Origin of the sequence: Pseudomonas sp. W17 (assembly GCF_040268305.1) — a bacterium.
Classification (GTDB): Bacteria; Pseudomonadota; Gammaproteobacteria; order Pseudomonadales; family Pseudomonadaceae; genus Aquipseudomonas; species Aquipseudomonas protegens.
In genome coordinates, this window is record NZ_CP158490.1 from 127,501 (window position 1) to 143,721 (window position 16,221).

9 protein-coding genes, 2 tRNA genes and 4 rRNA genes (1 of these 15 only partly in view) are annotated in these 16,221 nt (G+C 59.2%); 9 read left to right on the forward strand and 6 right to left on the reverse strand.

Features of this window, described 5'->3' with window-relative positions; all coding sequences use genetic code 11:
- The 6 genes from ABCR88_RS00635 to rrf (ABCR88_RS00660) form a co-directional block, all read left to right on the forward strand.
- A 16S ribosomal RNA gene (locus tag ABCR88_RS00635) occupies positions 1-296 on the forward strand (it extends 1,243 nt beyond the left edge of the window).
- A 123-nt stretch (positions 297-419) separates the two neighbouring features.
- A tRNA-Ile gene (locus ABCR88_RS00640) sits at positions 420-496 on the forward strand.
- 10 nt (positions 497-506) lie between these two features.
- Positions 507-582: transfer RNA gene (locus tag ABCR88_RS00645), tRNA-Ala, on the forward strand.
- 233 nt (positions 583-815) lie between these two features.
- Positions 816-3,707, forward strand: a 23S ribosomal RNA gene (locus ABCR88_RS00650).
- A 138-nt stretch (positions 3,708-3,845) separates the two neighbouring features.
- Positions 3,846-3,961: ribosomal RNA gene (gene rrf, locus ABCR88_RS00655) — 5S ribosomal RNA — on the forward strand.
- A gap of 113 nt (positions 3,962-4,074) precedes the next feature.
- Positions 4,075-4,190: ribosomal RNA gene (rrf, locus tag ABCR88_RS00660) — 5S ribosomal RNA — on the forward strand.
- The 16S, 23S and 5S rRNA genes sit together here with 2 tRNA genes alongside, the layout of an rRNA operon.
- Before the next feature lie 154 nt (positions 4,191-4,344).
- On the opposite strand, the gene ABCR88_RS00665 is transcribed toward rrf (ABCR88_RS00660), so the two are convergent.
- From ABCR88_RS00665 to ABCR88_RS00680, 4 genes are all read right to left on the reverse strand, one after another.
- A complete protein-coding gene (locus tag ABCR88_RS00665; RefSeq protein WP_350023448.1) occupies positions 4,345-5,526 on the reverse strand; it encodes a PepSY domain-containing protein in 1,182 nt (393 codons plus the stop codon).
- Between the two features lie 71 nt (positions 5,527-5,597).
- The gene (locus ABCR88_RS00670) at positions 5,598-8,090 is read right to left on the reverse strand and encodes a TonB-dependent siderophore receptor (protein ID WP_350023449.1); all 2,493 of its coding nucleotides are present in this window, start codon (positions 8,088-8,090) and stop codon (positions 5,598-5,600) included.
- Positions 8,091-8,189: 99 nt separating this feature from the next.
- Positions 8,190-9,194 carry a FecR family protein gene (locus ABCR88_RS00675; RefSeq protein WP_236187347.1) on the reverse strand — a complete coding sequence of 335 codons (1,005 nt, stop codon included), beginning with the start codon at positions 9,192-9,194 and terminating at the stop codon, positions 8,190-8,192.
- Between the two features lie 5 nt (positions 9,195-9,199).
- Positions 9,200-9,700 (reverse strand): sigma-70 family RNA polymerase sigma factor, encoded by a 501-nt coding sequence (locus ABCR88_RS00680; protein WP_325985403.1) that lies wholly within the window; start codon positions 9,698-9,700, stop codon positions 9,200-9,202.
- A 314-nt stretch (positions 9,701-10,014) separates the two neighbouring features.
- On the opposite strand from ABCR88_RS00680, the gene ABCR88_RS00685 reads away from it, so the two are divergent.
- Positions 10,015-11,895, forward strand: coding sequence for a methyl-accepting chemotaxis protein (locus ABCR88_RS00685; RefSeq protein ID WP_041115045.1), 1,881 nt, complete (start codon positions 10,015-10,017; stop codon positions 11,893-11,895).
- Positions 11,896-11,960: 65 nt separating this feature from the next.
- Here the strand turns inward: ABCR88_RS00685 and ABCR88_RS00690 are convergent, their stop codons facing one another.
- A complete protein-coding gene (locus ABCR88_RS00690; protein ID WP_161467467.1) occupies positions 11,961-12,725 on the reverse strand; it encodes an alpha/beta fold hydrolase in 765 nt (254 codons plus the stop codon).
- A 290-nt stretch (positions 12,726-13,015) separates the two neighbouring features.
- Between ABCR88_RS00690 and lapG the strand changes: the two genes are divergently transcribed.
- Both lapG and lapD read left to right on the forward strand, forming a co-directional pair.
- The gene (lapG, locus tag ABCR88_RS00695) at positions 13,016-13,708 is read left to right on the forward strand and encodes a cysteine protease LapG (RefSeq protein WP_011058511.1); all 693 of its coding nucleotides are present in this window, start codon (positions 13,016-13,018) and stop codon (positions 13,706-13,708) included.
- A 14-nt stretch (positions 13,709-13,722) separates the two neighbouring features.
- Complete coding sequence (lapD, locus tag ABCR88_RS00700) at positions 13,723-15,669, forward strand: cyclic di-GMP receptor LapD (protein ID WP_350023450.1); 1,947 nt, start codon at positions 13,723-13,725, stop codon at positions 15,667-15,669.
- 93 nt (positions 15,670-15,762) lie between these two features.
- Here the strand turns inward: lapD and ABCR88_RS00705 are convergent, their stop codons facing one another.
- Positions 15,763-16,101, reverse strand: a complete 339-nt coding sequence (locus tag ABCR88_RS00705) for a hypothetical protein (RefSeq protein WP_011058513.1) — start codon at positions 16,099-16,101, stop codon at positions 15,763-15,765.
- Positions 16,102-16,221: the final 120 nt, after the last annotated feature.

Here is a 16,221-nt window from a genome sequence, read left to right on the forward strand (position 1 = left end):
TACAAAGGGTTGCCAAGCCGCGAGGTGGAGCTAATCCCATAAAACCGATCGTAGTCCGGATCGCAGTCTGCAACTCGACTGCGTGAAGTCGGAATCGCTAGTAATCGCGAATCAGAATGTCGCGGTGAATACGTTCCCGGGCCTTGTACACACCGCCCGTCACACCATGGGAGTGGGTTGCACCAGAAGTAGCTAGTCTAACCTTCGGGAGGACGGTTACCACGGTGTGATTCATGACTGGGGTGAAGTCGTAACAAGGTAGCCGTAGGGGAACCTGCGGCTGGATCACCTCCTTAATCGACGACATCAGCTGCTTCATAAGCTCCCACACGAATTGCTTGATTCATTGAAGAAGACGATAGAAGCAGCTTTAAGCTCCAAGCTGATAGCTCCAAGCTAACAGTTACAAGCTCGAAATTGGGTCTGTAGCTCAGTTGGTTAGAGCGCACCCCTGATAAGGGTGAGGTCGGCAGTTCGAATCTGCCCAGACCCACCAATTTTGTTATGGGGCCATAGCTCAGCTGGGAGAGCGCCTGCCTTGCACGCAGGAGGTCAGCGGTTCGATCCCGCTTGGCTCCACCATAAACTGCTTCTGAAAGCTTAGAAATGAGCATTCACTTTGAATGTTGATTTCTAGTCTTTTGATTAGATCGTTCTTTAAAAATTTGGGTATGTGATAGAAAGATAGACTGAACGTTACTTTCACTGGTAACGGATCAGGCTAAGGTAAAATTTGTGAGTTCTCTTTTAATTAAGAATGCAAATTTTCGGCGAATGTCGTCTTCATAGTATAACCAGATTGCTTGGGGTTATATGGTCAAGTGAAGAAGCGCATACGGTGGATGCCTTGGCAGTCAGAGGCGATGAAAGACGTGGTAGCCTGCGATAAGCTTCGGGGAGTCGGCAAACAGACTTTGATCCGGAGATCTCTGAATGGGGGAACCCAGCCATCATAAGATGGTTATCTTGTACTGAATACATAGGTGCAAGAGGCGAACCAGGGGAACTGAAACATCTAAGTACCCTGAGGAAAAGAAATCAACCGAGATTCCCTTAGTAGTGGCGAGCGAACGGGGACTAGCCCTTAAGTGGCTTTGAGATTAGCGGAACGCTCTGGAAAGTGCGGCCATAGTGGGTGATAGCCCTGTACGCGAAAATCTCTTAGTCATGAAATCGAGTAGGACGGGGCACGAGAAACCTTGTCTGAATATGGGGGGACCATCCTCCAAGGCTAAATACTACTGACTGACCGATAGTGAACTAGTACCGTGAGGGAAAGGCGAAAAGAACCCCGGAGAGGGGAGTGAAATAGATCCTGAAACCGTATGCGTACAAGCAGTGGGAGCAGACTTTGTTCTGTGACTGCGTACCTTTTGTATAATGGGTCAGCGACTTATTTTCAGTGGCAAGCTTAACCGAATAGGGGAGGCGTAGCGAAAGCGAGTCTTAATAGGGCGTCTAGTCGCTGGGAATAGACCCGAAACCGGGCGATCTATCCATGGGCAGGTTGAAGGTTAGGTAACACTGACTGGAGGACCGAACCGACTACCGTTGAAAAGTTAGCGGATGACCTGTGGATCGGAGTGAAAGGCTAATCAAGCTCGGAGATAGCTGGTTCTCCTCGAAAGCTATTTAGGTAGCGCCTCATGTATCACTGTAGGGGGTAGAGCACTGTTTCGGCTAGGGGGTCATCCCGACTTACCAAACCGATGCAAACTCCGAATACCTACAAGTGCCGAGCATGGGAGACACACGGCGGGTGCTAACGTCCGTCGTGAAAAGGGAAACAACCCAGACCGTCAGCTAAGGTCCCAAAGTTATGGTTAAGTGGGAAACGATGTGGGAAGGCTTAGACAGCTAGGAGGTTGGCTTAGAAGCAGCCACCCTTTAAAGAAAGCGTAATAGCTCACTAGTCGAGTCGGCCTGCGCGGAAGATGTAACGGGGCTCAAACCATACACCGAAGCTACGGGTATCACGTAAGTGATGCGGTAGAGGAGCGTTCTGTAAGCCTGTGAAGGTGAGTTGAGAAGCTTGCTGGAGGTATCAGAAGTGCGAATGCTGACATGAGTAACGACAATGGGTGTGAAAAACACCCACGCCGAAAGACCAAGGTTTCCTGCGCAACGTTAATCGACGCAGGGTTAGTCGGTCCCTAAGGCGAGGCTGAAAAGCGTAGTCGATGGAAAACAGGTTAATATTCCTGTACTTCTAGTTATTGCGATGGAGGGACGGAGAAGGCTAGGCCAGCTTGGCGTTGGTTGTCCAAGTTTAAGGTGGTAGGCTGGAATCTTAGGTAAATCCGGGGTTCTAAGGCCGAGAGCTGATGACGAGTTGCCTTTTAGGTGACGAAGTGGTTGATGCCATGCTTCCAAGAAAAGCTTCTAAGCTTCAGATAACTAGGAACCGTACCCCAAACCGACACAGGTGGTTGGGTAGAGAATACCAAGGCGCTTGAGAGAACTCGGGTGAAGGAACTAGGCAAAATGGCACCGTAACTTCGGGAGAAGGTGCGCCGGTGAGGGTGAAGGACTTGCTCCGTAAGCTCATGCCGGTCGAAGATACCAGGCCGCTGCGACTGTTTATTAAAAACACAGCACTCTGCAAACACGAAAGTGGACGTATAGGGTGTGACGCCTGCCCGGTGCCGGAAGGTTAATTGATGGGGTTAGCTAACGCGAAGCTCTTGATCGAAGCCCCGGTAAACGGCGGCCGTAACTATAACGGTCCTAAGGTAGCGAAATTCCTTGTCGGGTAAGTTCCGACCTGCACGAATGGCGTAACGATGGCGGCGCTGTCTCCACCCGAGACTCAGTGAAATTGAAATCGCTGTGAAGATGCAGTGTATCCGCGGCTAGACGGAAAGACCCCGTGAACCTTTACTATAGCTTTGCACTGGACTTTGAATTTGCTTGTGTAGGATAGGTGGGAGGCTTTGAAGCGTGAACGCCAGTTTGCGTGGAGCCATCCTTGAAATACCACCCTGGCAACTTTGAGGTTCTAACTCAGGTCCGTTATCCGGATCGAGGACAGTGTATGGTGGGTAGTTTGACTGGGGCGGTCTCCTCCTAAAGAGTAACGGAGGAGTACGAAGGTGCGCTCAGACCGGTCGGAAATCGGTCGTAGAGTATAAAGGCAAAAGCGCGCTTGACTGCGAGACAGACACGTCGAGCAGGTACGAAAGTAGGTCTTAGTGATCCGGTGGTTCTGTATGGAAGGGCCATCGCTCAACGGATAAAAGGTACTCCGGGGATAACAGGCTGATACCGCCCAAGAGTTCATATCGACGGCGGTGTTTGGCACCTCGATGTCGGCTCATCACATCCTGGGGCTGAAGCCGGTCCCAAGGGTATGGCTGTTCGCCATTTAAAGTGGTACGCGAGCTGGGTTTAGAACGTCGTGAGACAGTTCGGTCCCTATCTGCCGTGGACGTTTGAGATTTGAGAGGGGCTGCTCCTAGTACGAGAGGACCGGAGTGGACGAACCTCTGGTGTTCCGGTTGTCACGCCAGTGGCATTGCCGGGTAGCTATGTTCGGAAAAGATAACCGCTGAAAGCATCTAAGCGGGAAACTTGCCTCAAGATGAGATCTCACTGGAACCTTGAGTTCCCTAAAGGGCCGTCGAAGACTACGACGTTGATAGGTTGGGTGTGTAAGCGCTGTGAGGCGTTGAGCTAACCAATACTAATTGCCCGTGAGGCTTGACCATATAACACCCAAGCAATTTGCTTAAGAAGCGAGTTGCGGTGTGTGAAGACGATACAAACCGAAAGTTTGCGAACACACAAATCTATTACATACCCATTCGCTGGCACGTTGCACAAGCAACGGACTGGCTACCGAATTTCTTGACGACCATAGAGCGTTGGAACCACCTGATCCCATCCCGAACTCAGAAGTGAAACGATGCATCGCCGATGGTAGTGTGGGGTTTCCCCATGTGAGAGTAGGTCATCGTCAAGATTAAATTCCGAAACCCCAACTGCACATGCAGTTGGGGTTTTGTCTTTATGTAGAAGTTACTTATTTTGCTGACACGTTCTACTTTCAAGTTGAACGGATCGGCCAAAGAATTTCTTGACGACCATAGAGCGTTGGAACCACCTGATCCCATCCCGAACTCAGAAGTGAAACGATGCATCGCCGATGGTAGTGTGGGGTTTCCCCATGTGAGAGTAGGTCATCGTCAAGATCAAATTCCAAAACCCCTGTCTGCTCACGCAGACAGGGGTTTTGTTTTTGTGCGCTATAAAGCCTGGGCTGTGTGGCAGAAGCAGATTGCAGGGTGGATTCAGGGTTTCATCAGCATCGAGTAAGCAGTCATCAAGACCACATTTGTTTGCCTCTTACGCCCTGTTCTTACGCATCTTGCTGCTTCTACGGGCGATTAACTTACGCCACCAGATATAGATGCCGGTCAGTGCCAGCACGGCAATCAGAACGCCCAATAGAGCAATGATCACCTGCCCCGTGGTACCGATGATCCTGCCTCCATGTATGGGCAGTTGCAGTCGGTAGAAGCGCTCTCCGAGGGTGCCTTGCCCCGCTATCTCCTGCCCCAGCAAGCGCCCATCCGTACCGTGGAAGAACAGCCAGGACTTACCATGGGCCTGGCTGTCATGCCGACCAAAACCTGCTCCATAGAAGTTGTATTCAAAGCTGTAATACAACTCACCAATCGTCTCCTTCAAGCCCAGCCGCTGCCCCTCTTCCAGAGCCCGTTCATAGGCCTGTTGATAAGTCAGCCGGGTTATCCCCAGCTCTGCCGCCGGTACTCGTCCCCGAGCTTCATAGACGCTGAGTTCGATGGACGAGAGCAATGACACCACGGGTTTGAACACCTGGCTCGGCAGGTTCATGGCCACACTACTGATGGCGATCGGCAGCAGTAGTAGCCATAACCACAAGCCTGCGGCGCGATGCAGGTCGAAGTTGAGCCGATAGGCATGGCCGCCCTTGATCTTCCAGGCCGTGGCCCACTTGCGCCAGAACGGCCGTCCACGAGGGAGGGTCAGCAGCAAGGCAACAAAACAGTCGATGACCCAGGCAATGGCCACCAGCCCCATCAACCACAGCCCCCAATTGCCGGGCAGGCTCAGGTTGTAGTGGAACTCCAGCAAAAAAGGCACCAGGTTCTGCCGCTGGAAGCAGCAGGCGCCCCAAAAGCGCTGCCCCTGCTGCTGGGCCGTAACCGGGTCAAGGTAAAATACCTGATTGCGATCGGCATACGGTTGGCCGGTGGCCGGATCGGTGCGTGGCACCGCTGCCAGCAGCGCGGCATGCCCGGCTTCTTGTGGATATTCCATGTACCAGACCTGCAGCCTCGGGTGCTCGGCCTGAACGCTATCCACCAGTGCGCCGGGGGCCAGCACCGGCCCCTTGCCGAACGTGTGATAGAACTCGGGGTTGAGCCACTCATCCAGCTCGTGATGAAAGGCCAGGACACTCCCGGTCAGCCCGGCCAGCAGCAGGAACACTGCGGTGGCCAGGCCCATGTAGCGGTGCAATAGAACCAGAATGGCGCGCATGACATTTTCCCGTAGAGACGACAAAGCCAGCGGCTGCTGACAGGCGCTGGCTTTGTTGGAGTCAACCTAGATCAGAACTGGTAGCTCACCGTGGCGGCGACATTGCGCTCTTCGCCCAGGTAGCAGTAGCTCAAGCTTGCACAGGAGGCGACGTAGGATTCGTTGGTCAGGTTGTTGGCATTGAGCCGTACATCCACTCCCTTGAGGCCCAGCTTGCCCAGGTCATAGCCGATGGAGGCATCGAAGAGCGTGTAGGCCGGTACCTTCATGGTGTTCTCGGCATCGGCCCAGCTGTAGCCCACATAGCGCACACCGCCGCCCAGGCGCAGGCCATCCAGCGCCGCGCTGTCGAACTTGTAGTCGGCCCACAGCGACGCCATCTGCCGCGGTGCCTGAGTAGGCGAGTTGCCCTTGTTCTCGATGAGGTTGGTGGCGCTGCTCAGGGTGCTGGTCATCGACTTCGAATACTGGATGTCGGTGAAGGTATAGCTGCCCAGCAGTTTCAGGTTGTCGGTCAGCTGCATGTGGGCTTCCAGCTCCAGCCCCTGGGAGCGAACAGCACCCACCGCACGATAGAAGTTTTCCTGGGGCAGCTTCGACGCCAGGTTCTCCTGGTCGATGCGGAACAACGAGGCAGTGAACAAGTTGTCCGTACCTGGTGGCTGATATTTCAGCCCGACTTCCCATTGGGTGCCGTCGGTGGGTGGCAGCGGATTGCCTGCGCTGTCTGCGTAGGAGTTGGGGTTGAACGACTCGGAATAGCTGACGTAAGGCGCCAGACCGTTATCGAACAGATAGAGCGCGCCCGCACGCCCAGTGAGCTTGGTGCGTTTGTCGCTGATTTCGGTGCCAAGTGGGCGCTGGGCTTCAGCCAGGCGGTTTTCATCCGAGGTCTCCACCCAGTCCTGGCGCAGCCCCAGGGAGAAGCGCCATTTGTCCAGCTCGATCAGGTCCTGCAAGTACACGCCGGTCTGTTCCAGGCGCCGCAAATAGCTGGTGTGGCTGTAGTAGTTGATCGTCGAGTTGCCATAGACCGGGTTGAACGCATTGATCGGCTGCAGCGTTCCCTGGTCCCAGTCGACCACGGTCTTGCGCCGTTGATAGTCGGCTCCCAGCAGTAAGGTGTGCTTGACGTCGCCGGTGAGGAATTCGGCCTGCAGCATGTTATCGAGGATGAAGGAGTGGAGCTTCTCATCTCCACCCGAGTAATAGCGGTTCAGGTCATTGCTGGTGGCATTGGTCCAGCCATAGGCATAGACCTGGTCGAGCTTCACCTTGGAGTCCAGGTAGCGGAAGTTCTGGCGGGCGGTGAAGGTGTCGTTGAAACGATGCTCGAACTGATAGCCGAAGGACTGTTGATCGCGCTTGTAGCCATCCACGCCCGGCTCGCCCTCGAAGAAATGCTCAGAAATGCGCTGGCCATTGCGCTGGTTCAGGGTGCCGTTGGCCGGCATGCCGCCGTGGTAGCCGCCATCGGGGTCATTCTGCAAATAGGCCTGGAGCGTCAGGGAGGTGTCTTCACTGAAGTCGATACTCAGGGTCGGCGACAGGGCGAAGCGTTTTTCCTTCGCGTGGTCGAACTGAGTGTCGGACTTGTCCGTCAGGCCGATCAACCGATAGGCAATGCGCTTGTCGTCATCGAGCGGGCCGCTGAAGTCGAACCCCAGGCCCTGTTTGCCCTGCGTGCCCACGGTTGCCTGAATCTGGTGATAGGGCTCGTAGAGAGGCTTTTTGCTGGTCAGGGCCACCAGGCCGCCTGGGGAGCTGCGGCCGTAAAGCACCGATGAGGGGCCCTTGAGAATATCCACCCGTTCGAGGAAGTAGGGGTCGACCTGCATGCTGCTGTAGGTGCCGCTGTCGCCCATGGACTTGAGGCCATCGAGGTAGATGTTGTCCACCGAACCATCATTAAAGCCGCGCATCGCTACATAGTCGTAGCGATGGGTGGCGCCATAGGGATTGGTCAGCACGCCGGGGGTGTAGCGCATGGTCTGGGCGACGGTTTGCGCGCCCTGGTCGTCGATCTGTTCACGGGTGACCACCGAGACGCTTTGCGAGGTCTCCAGCAACGCGGTACTGGTCTTGGTGGCGATCTGACTGTGCGTCGCGTTGTAGCCCTCCATGCTGCCTAATGCGTTGCCCAGGGCGAAGCCCTTGACCTCAGTGGTGGGCAGGGTCAGGGCGCTGCCCTGGGGCAGGGGCCGCAGCACGTAGCTGCCGCCGTCCTGGCTGACCGCCTCCAGTCCCGAACCCCGCAGCAGCTGGTTCAGGCCCTGGGGAATGGAGTAGTCGCCCTGGAGCCCGGGGGACTGCCTGCCCTGGGTCAGGGCCGGGGTGGTGGACAGGGTGATCCCGGCCTGCCGGGCGAACTGGTTGAGGGCATCGCCGAGGTTGCCCGGGGCCACGCTGTAGCTGTGACGCGGGGTATCAACAGCGCTATCGGCGGCCAGCACCTGGGGCGCCACTGTGCCGAGGCCGATGCTGGAGCACAGCAGGGCGGCGCGGATGGCTTGGCGCAAGGGGCGGGCGCAGGGAGAGCTTGGGCGGGTGTCGCGCAGAGTCATGGTAGGTTCCGTTGAAGTCGCAGGAAGCAGATTGAAGTGCTTACTGACTAAGCCGGACGTCCTGGCAAAACCCGCCAAAAAAAATCATCCCAGTGAATTTTAAGCCACGGGCCCCAAGGTCACCCACCAACGGGTGCGGTAGCGCAACTGCACTGGCAGGGTCTGGGGCAGGATGGCCAGCAACTTGTCGGTGTCTTCCAGGCGGAACACACCTGAAAGGCGCAGATTGCCGACCGCTGCCGAGCAGCCCAGATAGCCATGGCGATAGCGGCCGACTTCCAGGAGAAAGTCGTCCAGGCGCATGTTGCGCGTAACGATCAGGCCATCGGCCCAGGCGCCGACGTCCATCGCCAGGGGGGCCGCAGGTTCGGCCAGGCCATGGCTGATCTGATAGCTCTGACCTGCTTCCACCCGGGCGCTACGGCCGTCGGCGGTGTGCGGCGCATGAATGGCCACGCTGCCGTGGGTCACGCTCAGGCGCGTGCAGCGTTCCTCCACGCGCACCACGAAGCGGGCGTCGAAGCCTTCCAGCAGGGCGTGGCGGCTCTCCACCAGCAGCGGGCGGGCAGGGCCGTGATCGGCTCCACAGGACACCATGATCTCGCCCCGGCGCAGTTTGATCAGACGCTGCTCGGCATTGAAGTTGAGGTCCGCCGCGCTGTCGGTGTTGAGTTCCAGGCGGGTGCCATCGGGCAACTGGAAGCCCCGCTGCTCGCCGACGGCGGTGGCAAAGTCTGCGCTCCATTGTTGCCAGCCCAGCAGATCCTTGCCGACCCAGGCACTGGAGCCCAGGAGCAGGGCGCCACTGAGCAGTTTCAGGGCCTGGCGCCGGCCCAGGCGCTGACTGCTGTGTTCCAGGGTATGCAAGGCCACCTGAGCCCCAGGCACCGAACGCAGGTTGGCCGTGAGTTCCTGCTGCAACGATTGCACCCGCTGCCAGGCCAGTTCGTGCTCCTGGTGCGCCGCCCGCCACAGATCGCACTGTTGCTGCAGCTTGGGGTTGGCACCGTTGTTGCGCAGGCGCAGCAACCAGTTGATTGCTTGCTTGACCACCAGGTGATCGGGATTGGGTTTGAGCGGCAGGCTGGCGGGAAAGTTATCCACAGTCTTCAGCTCTCGTAGCGCAGCAGGTAGCAATGGTAGAGCGCCTGGGCGACATAACGCTCGACGGTACGCAGGGATAGGCCCATCTGCTGAGCAATCTGCTTGTGGGTAAGTTCCTCGCACTGAGCCAAGAGAAAAGCCTGACGTACTTTCGGCTTCAGCCCTTCAAGCATCCGCGCAATGCTTTCCAGCAGCTCCAGAATCAACGCCCGAGCTTCAGCGCCGGGTGTTTCGGCTTCGGGCAAGTGGGCGATGGTTTCCAGATAGGCACGTTCGATTTCCTCGCGGCGCCAGTGATCGATTACCAGCCCCCGGGCGATGGTGCGTAAAAAAGCCCGGGGGGCCTTGAGTTCCAGACGTTCAGTTTTCTGCAGCAGGCGTACGAAGGTGTCCTGAGCCAGGTCGGCAGCATCCGCGGCATTGCCCAGGCGCTGGCGCAGCCAGCTGTTGAGCCAGCCATGGTGATGGCTGTAGAGCATCTGTACGGCGAACTCGGGTGATGACATGGACGCAGACTGCCTGAGTGTCACTAATGATAATTAGTCGCATTGTCATTGAGGCTTTATCGATTTGGCAATAAGCAGCGCACTGTCGGTCATCTGAAAATGTGCCACGGATGCTCTGGAACACCGTTCGGCGGGATTAGGCAAATTCAGGAGAGTAATTCAGAAAAATCTCTAAGGGTTCGCAGATTCTTGCCGAAAGACTGATAAGACATGCGTGCACCAAAGTAGAGCGGTCAGAGAACATCGCCTGCGCTGTTACATGGAATGTTGCATTACGGACGCATCCCCACTTTCGGCATAAGAAGTCCCATGAAATGAATCTCAAGTTCAGCCATAAAATCCTTTTGGCCGCCTCCGGCGTAGTGGTTCTGGCTTTTGCGTTGTTCACCTTGTACAACGACTACCTGCAGCGAAACACCATCCGACAGAACCTCGAATCCTCTATCCAGCAGGCCGGTGAGCTCACCTCCAGCAGTGTGCAGAACTGGATGAGCGGGCGGATCCTGGTGCTCGAGAACCTCGCGCAGAACGTTGCTCACCAAGGTCAGAACGCAGATTTCCCAGGGCTGGTGGACCAACCGGCCTTTACCTCGAACTTCCAGTTCACCTACGTCGGCCAGGCCAACGGCACCTTCACCCAGCGCCCTGACGCGAAGATGCCCGACGGCTACGACCCGCGTCAGCGACCCTGGTACAAGCAGGCCGTCGCCGCCGACAAGACCATGCTGACCCCGCCCTACATGGCGGCTGTCGGTGGCCTGGTGGTGACCATCGCCATGCCGGTGAAAAAGCAGGGTGAACTGCTGGGCGTGGTTGGTGGCGACCTGAGCCTGGAAACCCTGGTGAAGATCATCAACTCGGTGGATTTCGGTGGCCTGGGCCACGCCTTCCTCGTCAGTGCCGACGGTCAAGTGATCGTCAGCCCGGACAAGGACCAGGTGATGAAGAACCTCAAGGACATCTACCCCGGCGCCAACGTACGGATCGAAAACGGCAACCAGGAAGTGGTCCTGAACAAACAGGAACGCATCCTCTCCTTCACTCCGGTGACCGGCTTGCCGAATGCCGAGTGGTACATCGGTCTGTCCATCGACAAGGACAAGGCCTACGCACCGCTGAGCCAATTCCGTACTTCCGCCTTGATCGCGATGTTTATCGCCGTGGCGGTGATCGCCGTACTGCTGAGCCTGCTGATCCAGGTGTTGATGCGCCCACTGATCACCATGGGCCGTGCGATGCAGGACATCGCCCAGGGCGAGGGCGACCTGACCCGGCGCCTGGTGGTAGAGAGCAAGGACGAATTCGGCGAACTGGGCAGCTCGTTCAACCAGTTTGTCGAGCGGATCCATGCCTCGATTTCCGAAGTGTCCTCGGCCACCCGCCAGGTACACGACCTGTCCCAGCGCGTGATGGCTTCGTCCAACGCTTCGATCATCGGTTCCGACGAGCAGAGCGCCCGCACCAACAGCGTGGCCGCCGCGATCAACGAACTGGGGGCCGCAACTCAGGAAATCGCCCGTAACGCCGCCGATGCCTCGCAGCACGCCAGTGGCGCCAGCGAGCAGGCCGACGACGGTCGCCAAGTGGTGGAACAGACCATCCAGGCCATGACCGAGCTGTCGCAGAAGATCAGCCTGTCCTGCACCCAGATCGAGACCCTGAACGCCAGCACCGACAACATCGGGCACATTCTCGACGTGATCAAGGGCATCTCCCAGCAGACCAACTTGCTGGCTCTCAACGCGGCCATCGAAGCGGCCCGTGCCGGCGAAGCCGGTCGTGGCTTCGCCGTGGTGGCCGACGAGGTACGTAACCTGGCTCATCGTACCCAGGAGTCGGCGGAAGAGATCCACAAGATGATCACCTCCTTGCAAGTCGGCTCCCGTGAAGCGGTGTCGACCATGAACGCCAGCCAGGCGTCCAGCGAAGAGAGCGTCGAAGTGGCGAACCAGGCCGGTGCGCGGCTGGTCAGCGTGACTCAGCGGATCGGCGAGATCGATGGCATGAACCAGTCGGTGGCGGCGGCGACCGAAGAGCAGACGGCCGTGGTGGAGACCCTCAATGTCGACATCAACCAGATCAACCTGCTGAACCAGCAGGGCGTGGCCAACCTCAACGAAACCCTGAAGGATTGCGATGCCCTGTCGCAGCAGGCCAGCCGCCTGAAGCAACTGGTGGACAGCTTCAAGATCTGACGTTTCGCGTCACCTTCAAGCCCGCTCCCGCCTCACGGCAGGGCGGGCTTTTTCATGGGGACCGATCAGGCCGGGTGGTCGCCCAGCAGCCCCAGGTGAGTATTGATCACCTGCAACAGGCGCTGGCGCTGGGACTTGATGAAGAAGTGATTGCCGGCCACTTCGATCAGCTCGAACTCGCGGCCGGTGAACTCGCGCCAGTTGAGCATGAGGTTGGCCGTGGCCAGCGGGTCCTCGCTGCCGTAGAAGGCCGTCAACGGCACATCCAGGCAGCCGCTGGAGGTGTCGTACCAGGTTTCGAAAAGCTTCAGGCCGTTGCGCAGCAGGCGTTCGTAGGATTGCAGGTCGTTCTGCCCGCGGGGCATCTCCAGGGGGCTGGCGCCGAGGGTCAGGATCGCCTCGCGAAACGCGGCGATGGGCAGGGAGTGGAGCAAGGGCCGGCGCGGCAGGCTATCCGGGCTGCGACAGCCGGAGACGAACAGGTGGCGGGTCTGCTGGGGAAAGCGTTCCTGGGCATGCTTGCTGGTCTCGTAGGCCAGCAGCGCGCCCAGGCCGTGGCCGAACAGCGCATGGGGCTCGCCGAGCCAGGGGGCGAGGGCGGTGAAGGTGTTTTCCAGCAGGCTGGGCCAGTTGTCGCAGGGCGCTTCGTCACGGCGCGGACCGTGCCCCGGCAGGTTGAGCACCACCAGCTCGATATGATCAGCCAGGCCACTGGACCAGACCCGCATTTGCTCGGCTGCCGCCCCGGCCTGGGGAAAGCAGATCAGGCGGATCCGGGTGGCTTGCCCGGGTTTGATCACCAGCGTCCATTGTCGGGTGTCGGTGTACACAGCTTTTCCTTAAGCAAGTGGGCCGGCACTGCGCCGGCCAGAGGCAGCCTGAAGAGGGCGTCGCAGTCTGCGGATGGTTTCTAACATAGTGCCTGTCGTCCGTGAAGGTACGCGTGTGCCGGGCCGGGCGGGCGGTTGCTGTTGGTCGCCGGAACGCGGCTTGCAGCTATGCTCTGAATGTTTCGCGCCGGCTCTTTTCCGGCGGGTGGTGATTGTAAGGTGCCATTGTTTTTTGCCGGGCCAGCCTTCACCATCAGCCGATTTACGACAGCTCCCATGGACGCATTGCATTGGCGGCACGTTTAGCTCTTTCTCGGACCTTGCGCTGGTTCTGCGCGGCATTGCTGCTGGCCGGCGCACTGCTGGGCAGCCTGCACGCCGACTGGGATTTCTCCCTGATCAGCCGCCGTGCCACGGCGCTCTACGGTCCGCTGGGCGAAGGGCAGCCGCGCATCGATGCCTGGCAGCACCTGCTGGCCACGCAAAAGCAGGTGCCCGAACGCGAACAGTTGAAGGTGGTCAACCTGTTCTTCAACAAGAATATGCGCTACGTGGAAGACATCGACCTGTGGCACCAGGTGGATTATTGGGAAACGCCGATCGAGGCATTGTGGAAGGGCGCCGGCGATTGCGAGGACTACGCGATCGCCAAGTATTTCAGCCTGCGCCACCTCGGGGTTTCCAGTGACAAACTGCGCATCACCTACGTCAAGGCCCTGCGTCAGAACCGTGCGCACATGGTCTTGACCTACTATTCCAGCCCGGAGGCCATGCCTCTGGTGCTCGACAGCCTGGAAGACTCGATCCGCCCGGCCAGCGAGCGTACCGACCTGTTGCCGGTGTACTCCTTCAATGCCGAGGGTCTGTGGCTGCCGGGGGCCAAGGGCAACAAGCGGGTGGGCGACACCAAGCGCCTGTCCCGTTGGCAGGACGTGTTGAAAAAAATGCAGGCCGAAGGTTTTCCGGTCGAGACGACTAACTAGGAGCACGAGCTCAGATGTCTTTGTTCAAACAACTGTTGATCGCAATCTGTTTGTTCCTGGTGGTTGCCTTCAGCGGCAGCTTCATGGTCAGCCTGGAAAGCTCGCGCACCCAGTATGTCAATCAGCTGCGCTCCCATGCCCAGGACGCGGCCACGGCCCTGGCCTTGTCGCTGACACCCAACATCGACGATCCGGCGATGGTCGAGTTGATGGTCAGTTCGATCTTCGACAGCGGCTACTACGCCAGCATCCGGGTGGTGGACCTGGCCACCGACAAGACCATCGTCGAGCGCAGCGGCATCCCGGAAGTCGGCAACGTGCCCCAGTGGTTTGTCAGCCTGATCGGCCTGGAACCGGCGGGTGGCGATGCCATCGTCAGCCGCGGCTGGGAACAGGCGGCACGGGTCGAGGTGCTCAGCCACCCGATGTTCGCCGTGGCCAAGCTCTGGCAAAGCGCCCTGGGCAGCCTGGGCTGGCTGTTGATCTGTGGTGCGGTGAGCGCGGTGCTCGGCGCCCTGCTGCTGCGGCGTCAGCTCAAACCGCTGGACTATATGGTCCAGCAGTCCCACGCCATTGCCCGTCGTGAATTCCTCAGCCTGCCGCAATTGCCCCGGACACCGGAGCTGCGGCGGGTGGTGCAGGCCATGAACCAGATGGTCGAGAAGCTCAAGGCGCTGTTCCAGGAGCAGGCCGAGCGCAGCGAGAAACTACGCACCGAGTCCTATCAGGACAGCCTGACCGGGCTGGCCAACCGGCGTTATTTCGAAATGCAGCTGCACGCCCGGGTGAGCAACCCCGAGCAGGCCAGTTCCGGCTACCTGCTGCTGTTGCGGGTCAAGGACCTGGCCGGGCTGAACCAGCGCCTGGGCGGCCAGCGCACCGACCAGTTGCTCAAGGCGGTGGGTGAACAACTGCTGCGCGAGTGCGACAAGTACCCGGAAACCCACAACCTGGTCACCCGGGTCCGTGGTGGCGAGTTCGCGGTGCTGGCGCCGGGGCTGGTGCGTGAGGAAGCCATCCAACTGGCCCAGAGCCTGGACAGTGCCCTGGGTAACCTGCACGCCACCGGCGCCACCGATGTTGCCTCAGTGGCCTCCATCGGCCTGGCGGCGTTTGCTCACGGTGATTCGCCGCAAGCGGTGCTGAGCCTCGGCGACCAGGCCCTGGCCCAGGCCGAAGCCCAGGGTGACACCGGCTGGGCCTGCCTCGATCAAGGCGCCAGTGCCCAGGTCGGGGATGACCACCATGCCTGGCACCGACTGTTGGACCGGGCGCTGTCGGAGCAGCACTTCCAGCTGTATTTCCAGCCGGTGGTGGCCGCTCGGGACACCCACCTGGTGCTGCACTACAAAGTGCTGTCGCGGCTGCTGGATGAACAGGGCCAGACCATTCCGGCCGGGCGTTTCCTGCCGTGGCTGGAGCGTTTCGGCTGGACCTCGCGCCTGGATCTGCTGATGCTCGAACAGGTGCTGAGACAGATGGCGAGCCACGAAGACTGCCTGGCGCTGAACCTGTCGGCGGCGACCCTGGCGGACCCGCACGCCCTGAATCGGGTGTTCGAGATCCTGCGCCAGCATTCCGACCTGGGTCCGCGCCTGACTCTGGAGATCGGTGAAGAGCAATTACCCGAGCAGGCCATGCTGGAACAGCTGACCCGGCGCCTGCGCGAGCTGGGTTTCTCCCTCAGCCTGCAACGCTTCGGTGGGCGCTTCAGCATGATCGGCAACCTGGCGCGCCTGGGGCTGGCGTACCTGAAGATCGATGGCAGCTACATCCGCGACATCGATCAGGAAAGCGACAAGCGCCTGTTTATCGAAGCCATCCAGCGCGCGGCCCACAGCATCGACCTGCCGCTGATTGCCGAACGGGTCGAGACCGAGGGCGAGTTGCAGGTGATTCGCGAGATGGGCTTGTACGGGGTGCAGGGCCAGCTGTTCGGCGAGCCGGCTCCCTGGGGTTGAAACCGCTTTCGCCGGCGGTCCTGCTTACAGGCCTTTAAACCGCTTTCGCCGGCAAGCCGGCTCCTACAGTAGGAGTCGGCTGGCGAAAAGGGTTCAGATCAATCCGGTTTCATCGTCATTGATCAACCGGCTCAAACCGCCCAGCGCCTCGCGGGCCTGGGTGCGATCCATCAGCTTGGCCTGGGCCGCGGCTGGCAGGTCGGTGATGCGGATCACGCCCTTGAGGGTCAGGAGCTGGATCAGGTCGTCCAGCACCCGGATCATTTCCAGGTCGCTTTGCTTGAGTTGCTTGAGACTGACTTCCACCGCCTCGTTGGCGTACCAGGTCTGGATCTCGTGGTGGTCGGCGGGCAGCGTCTCGGTGGCCTCGGCGTAAGCGGCGGCTTCCACGCGAATCAGCTGGCCCTGTGCATCGCGTTGCACATAGAACATGGCGAATCCCTCAGGCATGTGTTTCCGGCGTCAGGCAGGCAGCAGCATAGGCCAACGCAGCATTCAGAGCGCGAGTATGCGGTGCGCCGCGGCGCTCGTCACGCCGCGGGCTGCCTGCCG